At 36.3% G+C, this 13,310-nt stretch carries 12 protein-coding genes; 2 read left to right on the plus strand and 10 right to left on the minus strand.

What is annotated here, in order from left to right:
* Positions 1 to 13: 13 nt before the first annotated feature.
* The 9 genes from ACN0U3_RS00670 to ACN0U3_RS00710 form a co-directional block, all read right to left on the minus strand.
* Positions 14 to 802, minus strand: a complete 789-nt coding sequence (locus ACN0U3_RS00670) for a tRNA pseudouridine(38-40) synthase TruA (protein ID WP_299203052.1) — start codon at positions 800 to 802, stop codon at positions 14 to 16.
* Between the two features lie 75 nt (positions 803 to 877).
* A complete protein-coding gene (locus tag ACN0U3_RS00675) occupies positions 878 to 3,664 on the minus strand; it encodes a T9SS type A sorting domain-containing protein (protein ID WP_417264754.1) in 2,787 nt (928 codons plus the stop codon).
* A gap of 35 nt (positions 3,665 to 3,699) precedes the next feature.
* Entirely contained in the window at positions 3,700 to 3,948 is a 249-nt protein-coding gene (locus tag ACN0U3_RS00680; protein WP_299203046.1) for a hypothetical protein, read from the minus strand.
* Between the two features lie 87 nt (positions 3,949 to 4,035).
* Positions 4,036 to 4,479: a single-stranded DNA-binding protein gene (locus ACN0U3_RS00685; RefSeq protein WP_417264755.1), complete on the minus strand. Its 444-nt coding sequence runs from the start codon at positions 4,477 to 4,479 to the stop codon at positions 4,036 to 4,038.
* 103 nt (positions 4,480 to 4,582) lie between these two features.
* Positions 4,583 to 6,142: an O-antigen ligase family protein gene (locus ACN0U3_RS00690; RefSeq protein ID WP_417264756.1), complete on the minus strand. Its 1,560-nt coding sequence runs from the start codon at positions 6,140 to 6,142 to the stop codon at positions 4,583 to 4,585.
* 7 nt (positions 6,143 to 6,149) lie between these two features.
* A complete protein-coding gene (locus ACN0U3_RS00695) occupies positions 6,150 to 7,787 on the minus strand; it encodes a S41 family peptidase (protein WP_417264757.1) in 1,638 nt (545 codons plus the stop codon).
* A 48-nt stretch (positions 7,788 to 7,835) separates the two neighbouring features.
* Positions 7,836 to 8,216 (minus strand): ribonuclease P protein component, encoded by a 381-nt coding sequence (gene rnpA, locus ACN0U3_RS00700; protein ID WP_417264758.1) that lies wholly within the window; start codon positions 8,214 to 8,216, stop codon positions 7,836 to 7,838.
* A gap of 48 nt (positions 8,217 to 8,264) precedes the next feature.
* Positions 8,265 to 8,561 carry a thioredoxin gene (trxA, locus tag ACN0U3_RS00705; protein ID WP_299203031.1) on the minus strand — a complete coding sequence of 99 codons (297 nt, stop codon included), beginning with the start codon at positions 8,559 to 8,561 and terminating at the stop codon, positions 8,265 to 8,267.
* A complete protein-coding gene (locus ACN0U3_RS00710) occupies positions 8,548 to 8,967 on the minus strand; it encodes a DUF983 domain-containing protein (protein ID WP_299203028.1) in 420 nt (139 codons plus the stop codon). The genes trxA and ACN0U3_RS00710 overlap by 14 nt, the downstream gene beginning before the upstream one ends.
* Positions 8,968 to 9,115: 148 nt before the next feature.
* Here ACN0U3_RS00710 and rlmN point away from each other — a divergent pair, with 148 nt between their 5' ends.
* The gene (gene rlmN, locus ACN0U3_RS00715; protein ID WP_417264759.1) at positions 9,116 to 10,180 is read left to right on the plus strand and encodes a 23S rRNA (adenine(2503)-C(2))-methyltransferase RlmN; all 1,065 of its coding nucleotides are present in this window, start codon (positions 9,116 to 9,118) and stop codon (positions 10,178 to 10,180) included.
* 156 nt (positions 10,181 to 10,336) lie between these two features.
* Here rlmN and ACN0U3_RS00720 read toward each other — a convergent pair whose 3' ends face one another.
* Entirely contained in the window at positions 10,337 to 10,690 is a 354-nt protein-coding gene (locus ACN0U3_RS00720) for a four helix bundle protein (protein WP_417264760.1), read from the minus strand.
* 286 nt (positions 10,691 to 10,976) lie between these two features.
* Here ACN0U3_RS00720 and ACN0U3_RS00725 point away from each other — a divergent pair, with 286 nt between their 5' ends.
* Positions 10,977 to 13,199: an NADP-dependent isocitrate dehydrogenase gene (locus ACN0U3_RS00725; RefSeq protein WP_417264761.1), complete on the plus strand. Its 2,223-nt coding sequence runs from the start codon at positions 10,977 to 10,979 to the stop codon at positions 13,197 to 13,199.
* The last annotated feature ends 111 nt before the right edge of the window (positions 13,200 to 13,310 follow it).

Consider the following 13,310-nt stretch of genomic DNA (forward strand, 5'->3'; position numbering starts at 1 on the left):
TTTGAAAAGTAATTTAGTCGGCCTCGATAAAATCTACTTTATACAATTGCAATCCTGATGCAGGTGCATTATACATTAACTTTATTCTATTTTCTCCATTCAAAGTCGCCATAAACTCGTCCCAGGATTTCTCGTGTCTTCCAATTTCTATTAACATCCCCATCATGAGTCGAATTTGATTGCGTTTAAAACCAATTCCTTTCACTTTCATGAGGTAACTTTTTTCAGGAAAGAACGAGGCGGTTAATTCTGTGTTTTCAATGATTTCACAAGACAAAACTTCACCTCTGGTTTGGGTCGTTGGCGTAGGCCGAAAAGTATAAGAATAAAAGTCTCTTTCTCCCACAAAATGGGTTGCCGCTTTTTGCATTAATTCAATATCTAGATCAGATAAAATATTGCACATAAAAGCAGCACAGTAGGGATGGAATTTTTCTCCGTAAGCAAAATAATAATGGTATTCTTTTACTTTTGGTGACTGAATAATATTGAATTGTGCATTGGTGGGTTTAATGGATAAAGCTTTAATATCTGCTGGAAGATTCTTATTAAACTCTTCTAAAAAACAGACTAAGTCATCTATTTTTTTATCTGTAAACACTTCAATATAGGTATGGTTGACCGAAACTTTAGCGTCTGTTCTACCAGAAGCAAGTACTTTACTTGCTGTTTCAGGAAGCACCCAATTTAATGTCTTGAGTACCATTTCTTGTACCGTGATAACGTTGGGTTGTTTTTGCCAACCATGATAACGAAATCCGAGGTATTGAATTTCAACAATATAATAGAATCGTGTTTTCATTTCCGGCGATGAAGATAAATAAAAATGGCAGCTCTATGGATAGAGCTGCCATTAAAATCAAATTGTAACTACTATTTACTGAACAACGATCTTTCTTGTCAAGAAGCCGTATTCAGTTGACAATTGAATAAGGTAAGTTCCTTTTGCAACTGAAGACACATCAATTTTAATTGTTGCGTGATCAACCACATTCTGTTCTACCGAAACCACTTTACCATCAAGTGACATTACTTGAATGTTTTGAATTGAATTGTTTTCATTTACACGAACTTCAATATAGTCAGATGAAGGGTTTGGTGAAACAGTTAATTGATTCATTACGTTTTCTTCAACCGAAACACATCCATCAACAGTAACAGTTAGGGTTGCTGTATTTTCACATCCGTTCCCATCAGCATAAGTATAAGTCACTGTATGTGTTCCTACACCTGCTGTAGCTGGGTCAAACTCATTGTTGCTTACTCCATTTCCTGAGAAAGTTCCACCAGCAGGAGTTCCCGCTAAAGCAATTGCACTATGGTTTGTACAAGCTGTTTGATCAGCACCTGCATCAACGGTTGGTAATGGATTAACCGTAACTACCACCTCATCAGTAGCAGTACATCCATTATTATCAACTGATACAGTATAAGTTGTAGTTGTAGTTGGTGTGAAAGGTGTTCCATCAGTCACACCGTTATCCCAAGTTACAGTACCACCTGTACTTGCAGCAGTCAAAGTCACATCAGCACCTTCACAAACTGCTTGGTCAGCACCAGCATTAACAGTTGGATTAGCTGTAACAACAACTGAGACTTGATCTGTATTTTCACAACCATTTACTCCTGTACCAGTCACTGTATAAATCAATGTACCAACACCAGGTGTGAAAGGTGTTCCTTGTGTAATTCCATTATCCCATGCATAAGTATCAGCACCTGTTGCTGTTAATGTAACATCTGTTCCTTCACAAACCGCTTGATCAGCACCAGCATCAACTGTTGGAGTTTCTTTTACAGTAATTGAAAAGGTTTCAGATGATGCAGCGCAAGATCCTGAAGCTGCGATTGTATTGGTCACCACATAAACGCCAGGAGTACTTGAAGCTAAATCAACACTACCTGTTCCAGATGCAATCGTTAATCCAGTTGTAGAAGTAAATGTTCCACCACTTGCCCCTGTTGGGAAAGTAGGCATGACAGCTCCTTCATTTTGGCAGAATTCAGTCGCCGAATAAGAGAAAGATGCATCAGGACTATTTGTAATCGTAATTGATTGCACCTCAGAATTACCGCAAGTTCCAGAAATAGTATATGTTACATCATAAGTACCAGCAGTACTTGCACTCATATCAATTTCACCATTTGTAGCTGAAATTACTAAACCTGCACCTGAAGCAGAGAATGTTCCTCCGGCAGTTGTTACAGTTGGAGTTTCGTTTGAACCTCCTAAACAAATTGTATTTGAACTATAAGCAAAAGATGCATCAGCAAGTGGGGTAACAGTCACTGTAATTTGATCAGTATCAGTACATCCATTTGCGTCAGTAAGCACTACATCATAAGTTGTAGTTGCAGTAGGAGAAACACTCATTGTTGCCCCTGTTCCTATTGATGTCGCTCCCTCAAACCATTCGATTGTTCCGTTTCCTGAAGCTGTTAAATTAGCGCTAGAGCCAGCACAAATAGTTTGACCACCACCTACAGAAAGTATTTCACCAGGTGTATCAGTAATGGTAATAGTTTCAGCATAGCTACATCCATCCCCGTTTGAAGTTATTGTAACATCATATGTTCCTGCAGCTAAGTTTGAGAAGTTTGGTGTTGGACTCGTATTGGTACCACCGTCAACCGAATACAAATAGGTTCCAGAACCTCCGCTTGTATTCGTAATGGCAATTCCACCATTTGAGTTTCCACATAAAGCATCAGTTTTCGTCACTGTTGCAGTAATGTCTGGGTTAACAATAACATCTGCATAAGCCCCTCTGGTCAAACAAGCTCCATCAGTCCATAAATAGATTCTTTGTGTAGTTGGAGTAGCTGTAGTTGGTGATAATGAAGTATTAATTCCTGTACTACTTGCGAGAATTTGAGTAACAGGATTATCTGTAAGCCACCATCTGTATCCATCAATTGTTCCAGTAGATAATGATCCATCAAGGTTTGTAAATGCTCCACTTAAACAAGCTTCAGTATTGCCAGCTGAAAAATCAGGAACAGGGATAGTCCCTGTTGAAAGCAGTACATCAAAAGCGAAAGCACTATTAATAGGGTTTCCTCCAGAAGAGTAAACATCGCTCAGTGCCATCCATTGATCATTAAACATGGAACCTATAGGGCCCGATAAATGAAACATGGTGAAATTCGTAGCAGGCTGAGTTGTTGCCAATGCAAAAGAATCCACTGGACTTACAAAAGACAACTCATAACCAACAAAAAAGCTTCCTGTTACACTTACAGGAGTGTCAAACTCAATTGTACTCCAAACCATTTCTGCATTTAAATCATCATAGTCTACTACTTGTGAACCTATTACTGTTCCAGGTTCTCCAGCGTTATCATTATAAACTTGAACCGTTAAAGAAGCTGTCCCACTATTGTTTTGAATTTTCCAAGGAAGCATTCTTACAGCCCGTATTTGGGAGCTTGAAGTTCCAATATTATAGGGTTCAGCCCAAACATCAGTGTTGTAGTTATCCGTCCCGTCGTTTACTTGATCCTGTCCTAAAATCAATCCATTTGAGCTTGACCACAATGTATAGGTGTTATTTGCGGGAACTGTGTAGTTTCTTAAGGTATCACAACTTTGGGCTTGCGCAAAGGAGGATACGAATAATCCAGCGGCCATAATGGCTGCTGAAAAAATATTTCTTTTTTTCATAATAATAGTGTTTAATAAAGGAATTGACTTTGATTTTACTCTTCGTCCTTGCGTTTCGGTTCAACAGCTTTTAGATTTTCCTGCTTGATTTTCACAGCTTTAAGCTCTGATTTTTTTTCAAGACTTTGTGCTTTAGACGCAGGTTTAACAACTGCCTTTTCAGCTTTTTGAACCTCTACTTTTTGAATTTGAGGAGCTTGTTCTGATTTAGAACCCTCTTGTGCGAAAGATGGAGCCGCTATAAACAAAGCGAATACTCCAAGTAGTGAAAGTGTTTTTTTCATAGTGATAAATTTTAGAGCAAATATAGAATAAATTCGATGAACGCCAAAAAATCACTCATTAATTAAATTCTCCACAGATTAACCTCACTAAAAATCATCTTCGTTTAGGGTGTAATCATCAATCCCTCCATACACGTCATCGTTATTGTTATCATTGAACTCATCTTCAGAAGTGTTGGAAGAAATGTTTTTACTTGATCTTAAAATATTTGTTTTGGCAATGTTTAATCGAATCTCTGTTTTTATAGATCCATCCTCTTGTTGATAGGCTTTTGCATAAGGTGTTCCTAACAGTTCAACCAAGGCTCCGCTTTTCAGAAAGTCTAAAATACGCATATTTGACCCTTCCTTTTTCCAAATTGTACAGTTTACCCAAGTGGTTTTCGTGCGTGATTCACCCGTTTTTTTGTCTCTCCAGTTTTTGTTGTGTGCTACAGGAAAATTAATAGCGATAACTCCCCTATCCATTTTTCTCACCGTTGCATCTTTACCTAAATTACCTATGAGTCGTGTTTCAAATACTGTTGCCATTATAGTTTGTGTTTTCTTAAGTGTAATAAATATGTCATAAAATTGTGCTCTAAATATAATCAAACAAAAAAACTAGCACAAGTTGTGTAGTGCTCGACTGTGATTACTGTTCTTTTGTTTCCTTTAATTCTGAAGCATTCATCAGGCTATACAAACCTAAAAACAATGAAATGTAAGTCACTCCTTGTTGGGTTTCAATGGTATCTTCTGATAAAAATGAGGCAATTGCAATAAGAGCGAATCCAATTCCAATTAGTTTATTTAATTTTATGTTTTGCCATAAAAACCATAGCCAAAACCCTGTGAATATTAAAAATCCAAATACTCCAAAGGAAATCCAAAAAGTCATGAATTGATTATGAGCTCGGTTCCAATTTTCCTTATCAAGTTGTGTTGTAGAGTTTTCATAAGCATAATCAAAAGCAGCTTGTACATCACCTGTTCCTACTCCGAAAGCCCAGTTATTTTTAAGAATAGAAGCGCCAGCTTTCCAGTGCTCTATTCTCTGTAATAAAGAGTTTCCATCTGGATCTCCTCCGGCAAGATACTGCAGAATTTCATTTTTTATTTTTGCTTGTCTTCGTTGAATTGGGCTGTAATCATTTAGAATTGTAGGCACTCCTTTTTCTACATTTTGGATATCGTGATCTGTCATTAGTAACATGCCATCACGATCTTTTTTTAAACCTTTGGAAGCCATGTAGCGAATTAGAATTGACTCTAAAGAATATTTTTCATTAAAGGTGGTGTCAAAATCAACATCAGACCGTTTGGCCCATGATTCTCTAAGCTCATCTCCAGCGATATATGATATAACGTGGTGACCATTCTCAAACCAAGCTGCTGTGGTATCATGGTAGTAGAGATGACCATAAACTGTTCTTTCTGGCAAGTCACCAAAGTCATATTTTATGGTGGATTCTTGAACATAATTGTAGGTTTGTTTTCCAACAACAATACAAAAAAGTAAAAACAAAATACCAGCAATCCTTCTTACTGAAGTGCGTTTCACTTTTTGAAGAAAGTACAGGAAGAAACCGAGCAATAAAAAGGCCATGGCAATATAACCGCTAAACACCTGACTAATTAGGGTATAGTAAAAGAACCAAACAGATAAAAGCAAATAGACAAACCATAGTCGCCTGTTTTTTATCCAAAAATAAACTGCAATTAAAACTCCTGTAACAACAAGCAAAGAATAACGAATATGCGACCCAAACAAAGATAAATCTCGATAATCTTCGATAGTTTGGTTCGTGCTATTCCAAAAATTAATAATTGAAGTAATCAGCAAGGAAGCCAAGAAACCATAGAGAATAATATCAATATACTTCTTTTGAATGGGAAATGCAATCAAAGCCGTAGGAATAACAAACAATGGTAATTTGGTGTTCATATCCCGAAAAGCATAAGCTAAATCTTCTGTATAAGTCAGCCCCAAAACATGTAGCACAAAGGTTGAAAGGATAAACCAGAAAATCGGATTGGTTTTCCATCTTTTCCAATAGTTTGAAAAATCAGCTTTCAAAAGGAGGTTGGAGGCTAACCAAATTGTACCTATGGACATCAGGACTTTGTTCATTGGAACCCCAAAGGCCAGAATAAACAATCCTAAAGCTTGAAGATAATCATGGATTTTAAAACCAAACAGTCGGTCTAACATGCGCCATTTACGGTTTTAAAATAGACTTATAAACTTTCTCATTGTTGAGTACTTCTATTGCTTTTTTCAATGGTAAATCCTCTTGAAACCCGTTAACCACTCGACCTTCTTGATAGTAATAGCGCGAAACAATTTCATTAGAAAGCAAGGTCTTTATTTGCGCTTCAAACAAATCTAGATCTTCTTCTTTCGATGCACTTAACACCTTAAGAAGCGCTTCGTATTCTCCATTTATTTTGGCATCATACCCTTCTTTCTCTGCAGTTTCAAGCACACTTTCTAAATGCTCTTGAGTAGCTGTTTTATATTCAAAATCTTGGTTTAGTACATATTCTTTAAAGTCTTTGTACACTTGGGATGAAACTTTAAAATCTTTTGCCGGAGCAATTTCAGGATTTTTCTGGGCGAATTCAGTTGCAAAATCGAAAATTATATTCTCTCCCATTAAAACAGCTGTAAATCTTGCGAATCGTTCTGGCTCTATGATGATATCTGGCTCTATCCCTCGTCCATCAATTACTTCTCTACCGTTTTTCGTATGGAATATCTTAATCAAAGAATCAGGAACCTCATCAACCTTCCCTTCATTTTTGTGATAATAATCTAGTTTTTGCACACACCTCCCTGATGGAGTATAGTATTTTGCAATTGTTAATTTCATTTTAGCTCCATACTTCAAATCTATTGTCCTTTGCACCAAACCTTTTCCAAAAGTAGTACTTCCAATAATTACCCCTCGATCTAAATCTTGCAAAGAACCAGAAACAATTTCTGAAGCGGAAGCAGACATTCCATCAACTAACACTACGATAGGAATTTCCAAATCAATGGGCCTATTTCTTGTCTTATAAGTTCGATTTTCATCAATGATTCTTCCTTTTGTTTTTACAATTTCTTCGTTTTGTTCAACAAAAAAGTTAACAATATCAATCGACTCAATCAACAATCCTCCGCCGTTTCCACGTAAATCAAGAATTATTTTCTCCATTCCTTGATCGCTGAGCTTACCGTAAGCTTCTTTAACACTTCGTGAAGCGGTTTGCGTAAACGAACTTAATTTAATGTAACCCACTTTTCCAGCTTCATCGACCATTCCATAATACGGAACATCCGGAACTTTAATTTCATCACGTTCGACTTCAACTGTACTTACACCCTGATTCGGACGTTCATATTCCAAGGTAAAAGTTGAACCTTTTGCTCCTTTTAAAGCATCTGAAACAACTTCGGTATCTAGTCCTTTCATACTTCTTCCATCAATAGAAAGAATAATGTCTCCAGCTTTTAAACCTGCTTTTGCCGCGGGCATATCTTCGTAAGGTTCAGCAATAATTACATAGTCGTCTGTTTTTCGAATCATGGCGCCTATTCCACCATATTGGCCGGTTGTCATTAAGCGATAATCTTCAATATTAGACTCATGGTAATAGACTGTGTAAGGATCTAATTCTTGCAACATGGCATCAATAGCGGCTTTTGATATTTCACCCGTCTTTGGATTATCTACATAGTACTTTTCCAGATTCATGTAGATTAAATCAAAGAGCTCAAGATTCTTAATCACCTCAAAGCCATTGGTCTGAGCGTTAATTTTCGGGTTTACTCCCAAAAGAATAAAAAAGACAATTAGATAAATATAGCGCATATAATTATTTGTTTAAACATCAAATGTAATGAAAAAAGAAAGGCTTTATCAATCCTTCTTTTCGACTAAACGAAGAAAAAGTACTTCTATTTTATTTAAAATACGTTGATAAGTTTCTTCTTCACTGGCAGTGTATATCAAAAAGAGTGCTAATTGTTGGTCTTCTGATTCAATTGCATCTTCAAGAATGTATTTTTTCTTACGCACCGCTTCACGAATCAACCTTTTTATTCGATTTCTATCCACAGCTTTTTTGAATTTTCGTTTGGGAACAGAAATAACCACTTGAAATTTTGCATCCGTTTTTAAATCAGCTTTAAGGTAGCGCAATAAAAAAGGGTAGGCTTTTTCTTGCTTTCCTTTTTCAAAAATAGAGGCCATTACTGTTTTACTACAGAGCTTGTATTTCTTACCGAAACGTTCATCCATAGTGTAAAAGTAATAGAAAATAATACGTGGTGATACACCAAAACGTGATTAAAGCGCTTTATCAATAACAGATTTCAAATCTGCACGAGAATGAATACCTGCTGAACGCCAATTAATTTCTCCATTTTTAAACAATAAAAAGGTTGGAACTCCACGCACTTTATATTTTTGTGCAGCAGCCTGATTCTTATCTACATTGATTTTAAGTACACGCAATTTTTCACCGTAGTGGCTTTTGATTTCATCAATAATGGGATTCATGGTCTGACAAGGTCCACACCAATCCGCATAAAAGTCTACCAAAACAGGAGTATCTCCTTTAATAATCTCTTTAAAGCTGCTCATTTTCTTTTAATATTTCTTGGTGATTCTTAATCGCGTCAGGATCATAACCTGTAAACAGGTTAATCCATACAAGCCTTCCTAAACGATAGTTCAAAGGGGCAAAAACAACTAAAATTGTTAAAATATTTATGATGTATACCCAATAAGGAGTTGGCGGATAAATTAAATAAGTCAATACAAAAGCAGCTACAGAAAAAGCTACAGTTGTTGCATAAGATGCATACATTGCACCATAGAAAAATCCGGTCTCCAATTCGTATTTATGTCCACATGCACTACAGGTATCGTACATCTTATCGAATTTCTTCGGATGAAAAATAGTTTTGTACTTGAATACCTTTCCTTCATGACACTTTGGACACTTATTGGTCAAAACACTTTTAACTCTACTTTCATTCCATTTCATACTGCAAAGATAGTAAGAAAAGCGATTTAAATAAAGTGACTTATATCAGAAAACAATGGTCTCAAATTACTATTGCAGCAATTTTCTGAGTAAAATGTACTCTTCCTTGTCTATTCTAAAAATATCATCGAACTTTGCACCTCAAATTATGGAGAACAAGAAAAACATACGTGCTTTAACAAAAGCAGATTTAAAGAAGTCATTTACTGAAATGGGAGAGAAAGCTTTCCGCGCCAATCAGGTTTATGAATGGTTGTGGCAGAAAAACGCTGCTTCATTTGAAGAGATGACCAATTTAAGTGTAAAGTTGCGCGAACAATTAAACGAACAGTTTTTCATTGATCACATCACTTTAGATGAGCAACAAATTTCTAAAGACCGCACAATAAAATGTGCTTTCAATGTAGGTGTTGGAAAAGTGGTTGAGGGTGTTTTAATTCCAACCAAAACAAGAATGACGGCTTGTATTTCTTCACAAGTAGGCTGTAGTTTAGCTTGTAAGTTTTGTGCTACAGGAAAACTAAAATTGCTCAAAAACCTATCCGCAGGAGAAATTGTTGACCAAGTTGTACACTTAAAAAATTTATCAGAAGGAAAGTACAACCAGAATTTGAGTAATATTGTTTACATGGGGATGGGTGAACCGCTTTTGAACTATAAGAACATGATGGAGAGCATCGACAAAATCACTTCTAATGAAGGCTTAGGAATGTCTCCAAAAAGAATTACTGTTTCTACTGCAGGAATAGCAAAAATGATTAAGAAACTAGGTGATGATGAAGTCAAGTTTAACCTTGCTCTTTCTTTACATGCTGCAAACGATAAAAAGCGTGACCATATCATGGCCATTAACGAGACCAACAACCTTGAAGCTCTTGCTGATGCGCTCCGTTATTTTTATGGTAAAACGGGAACCCGTGTTACTTATGAATATATAATTTTCAAAGACTTTAACGACGAATTAGAGGATGCGCAAGAGCTGGCTGAGTTCTGTAAAATCATCCCTTGTAAAGTCAACATCATTGAATACAATACAATTGACGACGGTGAGTTTCAACAAGCTGATCCAAAAAAAGTAGATCGTTTTGCGGCTTACTTAGAAGAAAAAAACATCATTGTTAATGTAAGAAGAAGTCGCGGAAAAGACATTGACGCTGCTTGTGGTCAATTAGCAAATAAGAATGAAGTGGTGACGGAGAGAATGATGAAGTAAGAATAATTGTTAATGGTTAACGCGATAATTATAATCATCTAGGTTTATGAGTTTAGAATCTCTTATTTAAGAGAGTGAAGAGACTTTCCACAACCTTATTGCATTTATTATTAATTCGTTTCGTTGAAACTTTAAGCAACCATTAGCAAATGATATTTAACCATTATTCTTCGAGGTTTTCAATATAGCCGTGATAATTTTTATAATTTCTACTGCATCACTATGGATACTTTGAAACTGATCTTCTAATAGGTAATCTGTTTCTCTAAGCAATTCTAGCCAATAAATTGATTCATTAATTTCTTTCTGAGCGATTGATAATTTATGAATAAAGTCTTTTTTGGTTTGTGCGTGTTCAGCTTCTCGTGTCATTGCTCCAACACTTGTTCCGCTTCTTAAAAGTTGTTTACTTAATACATATTCTCGTTCTTCTTTGGCTAAGTGTTTATAAAGTTTTACAATTCGAATGGCAAATAAAAAACTCTTGTCTTTGAGGATATTAGACTTCATATATAATTTTTAATGTTAGCTTTAAATGGTTAACGCGATAATTACAATTATTTAGGTTTATAAACTTGATCTCGGTTATTTAAGGTAGTGAAATTTAGAACATTTCAAAAATTAATTTCCTTTTATTTTAAATTCATTAAAAGATAATTAACCATAAAGCCTAAAGTCCAGCGCAAACCCCGTTAACAATTAACCATTGACAATTAACCATTAATAATTAATTCTTATCTTTGCAACTCAAAAAACTTACAAAATCGAGCGTAAGCTCATAAAATAAAATACAGGTATGGCACCCATTAAATCAAACATCATTTACACGCTAACAGATGAAGCTCCAATGTTGGCTACACATTCTTTATTACCGGTTATTCGAGCATTTGGAAGTCAAGCAGGAATTGAAATTGAAACCAGAAACATTTCTCTTGCTGGTAGAATTTTAGCACAATTCCCTGAATTACTCAACGAAGAGCAACAAGTCGCTGATGATTTAGCAGAACTTGGTGCGTTAGTAAAAAAGCCAGAGGCTAACATTATTAAGTTGCCCAACATTTCTGCATCTGAAACGCAAATTAAAAAAGCAATCAGTGAATTACAATCTCAAGGTTATCCTTTACCAGATTATCCTGAGGAACCAAAAAATGATGCTGAAAAGGTAATTAAAGCCAAGTATGATGTAGCAAAAGGAAGTGCTGTTAACCCAGTTTTACGTGAAGGTAACTCAGACAGACGTGCACCTAGAGCGGTAAAAGAATTCGCTAAGCAAAATCCTCACAGAATGGGAGCGTGGAGTTCAGATTCTAAAACTCATGTTGCTACAATGGCAGAAGGTGACTTCATGTCAAACGAAAAATCTGTTACTATAGCAGAAGCAACAAAGGTGCGTATCGAATTAGAGGCGGATGGAAACAAAACTGTACTTAAAGACAATTTAGGCTTACTTCAAGGAGAAGTTATTGACGCTACAGTAATGAGTAAAAAAGCGTTGGTTTCATTCTTAGATGAACAAGTAAAAGATGCCAAAGCAAAAGGTGTTTTGTTCTCATTACACATGAAAGCCACAATGATGAAGGTTTCTGATCCAATCATTTTTGGACACGCAGTTCGCTCTTACTTCAAACCTGTTTTTGAAAAACATGCAGCTACATTTGATCAACTAGGTGTAGATGTTTCTAACGGTTTAGGAGACTTGTTAAGCCGTATTGAAACTTTACCAGCAGATGAAAAAGCAGCAATTCAAAAAGATTTGGATGCAGCTATGGAAAATGGTCCTGACATCGCAATGGTAAATTCTGATAAAGGAATTACAAACTTACACGTTCCAAGTGATGTAATTATTGATGCTTCAATGCCTGCAATGATTCGTACTTCTGGTCAAATGTGGAATAAAGAAGGAAAGCAGCAAGATACAAAAGCAGTTATTCCTGACAGTTCTTACGCAAAGGTGTTCCAAGCAACTATTGATTTCTGTAAAGAGCATGGTGCTTTTGATCCCTCTAAAATGGGAAGTGTTTCAAACATTGGTTTGATGGCACAAAAAGCTGAAGAATATGGTTCTCACGATAAAACTTTTGAAATCCCAGCAAATGGTACTGTACGTGTAATCGATACAAACAACAACATTTTGATTGAGCACACAGTAGAAGAAGGAGATATCTGGAGAATGTGCCAAGCGAAAGACGAACCGATTAAGGATTGGGTGAAATTAGCTATCAATCGTGCAAAAGCAAGTGGCCTTCCAGCTGTGTTTTGGTTGGATGAAAACCGTGCACATGACCGTGAGTTAATCAAAAAGGTAAATACTTACTTAAAAGATCACGACACTTCAGGATTAGACATTCAGATTATGGCGCCATTTGAGGCAACATTGTTCTCTTTGAAGCGTGTTAAAGAAGGAAAAGATACAATCTCAGTTACTGGAAACGTATTGCGTGATTACCTAACGGACTTATTCCCAATTCTTGAGTTAGGAACAAGTGCTAAAATGCTATCTATCGTTCCATTAATGAATGGAGGGGGACTCTTCGAAACAGGAGCGGGAGGATCTGCACCAAAACATGTTGAGCAGTTGGTTGAAGAAAACCACTTACGTTGGGATTCTTTAGGTGAATTCTTAGCATTAGCAGTTTCTTTAGAGCATTATGCTGAAGTAACAAGCAATCCAAAAGCAAAAGTACTAGCAGATGCTTTAGACAATGCAACGGTAACTTTATTGATGTCTGGAAAATCTCCTTCGCGTAAAGTAAATGAACTAGACAACAGAGGAAGTCACTTTTACTTGGCAATGTACTGGGCACAAGAATTAGCAAAACAAACAGCAGATGCTGACTTAAAAGCGAAATTCGAAGCTATTGCAGCGAAGTTGACTGAAAACGAACATACAATCGTTAAAGAATTGAATGAAGTTCAAGGCAAACCAGCTCCAATTGGAGGTTATTACAATGCTCCAGAAGAGAACATTAATAAAGTAATGCGTCCGAGTAAGACTTTTAATGAAGTGTTGAAATTTTAGTAGGCACGCCCTACTAGGGCAAACCTATTAAAATTCAAAACAATATATTAAACACCCCGTAGATTGATTTCTGCGGGGTGTTTCTCTTTATAGAAATACCAAGACAGTGTG

Source organism: Brumimicrobium sp. (genome assembly GCF_048268645.1).
Taxonomy (GTDB): Bacteria; Bacteroidota; Bacteroidia; order Flavobacteriales_D; family Crocinitomicaceae; genus Brumimicrobium; species Brumimicrobium ulvae.

Excerpts from the sequence above, each read along its gene's own strand:
- ACN0U3_RS00695 (WP_417264757.1), bottom strand. The coding sequence starts at position 7,787 with ATGCGCTATATTTATCTAATTGTCTTTTTTATTCTTTTGGGAGTAAAC.
- ACN0U3_RS00685 (WP_417264755.1), bottom strand. The coding sequence starts at position 4,479 with ATGGCAACAGTATTTGAAACACGACTCATAGGTAATTTAGGTAAAGAT.
- rlmN (WP_417264759.1), top strand. The coding sequence starts at position 9,116 with ATGGAGAACAAGAAAAACATACGTGCTTTAACAAAAGCAGATTTAAAG.
- ACN0U3_RS00675 (WP_417264754.1), bottom strand. The coding sequence starts at position 3,664 with ATGAAAAAAAGAAATATTTTTTCAGCAGCCATTATGGCCGCTGGATTA.
- ACN0U3_RS00680 (WP_299203046.1), bottom strand. The coding sequence starts at position 3,948 with ATGAAAAAAACACTTTCACTACTTGGAGTATTCGCTTTGTTTATAGCG.
- ACN0U3_RS00670 (WP_299203052.1), bottom strand. The coding sequence starts at position 802 with ATGAAAACACGATTCTATTATATTGTTGAAATTCAATACCTCGGATTT.
- ACN0U3_RS00725 (WP_417264761.1), top strand. The coding sequence starts at position 10,977 with ATGGCACCCATTAAATCAAACATCATTTACACGCTAACAGATGAAGCT.
- ACN0U3_RS00720 (WP_417264760.1), bottom strand. The coding sequence starts at position 10,690 with ATGAAGTCTAATATCCTCAAAGACAAGAGTTTTTTATTTGCCATTCGA.
- trxA (WP_299203031.1), bottom strand. The coding sequence starts at position 8,561 with ATGAGCAGCTTTAAAGAGATTATTAAAGGAGATACTCCTGTTTTGGTA.
- ACN0U3_RS00710 (WP_299203028.1), bottom strand. The coding sequence starts at position 8,967 with ATGAAATGGAATGAAAGTAGAGTTAAAAGTGTTTTGACCAATAAGTGT.
- ACN0U3_RS00690 (WP_417264756.1), bottom strand. The coding sequence starts at position 6,142 with ATGTTAGACCGACTGTTTGGTTTTAAAATCCATGATTATCTTCAAGCT.
- rnpA (WP_417264758.1), bottom strand. The coding sequence starts at position 8,216 with ATGGATGAACGTTTCGGTAAGAAATACAAGCTCTGTAGTAAAACAGTA.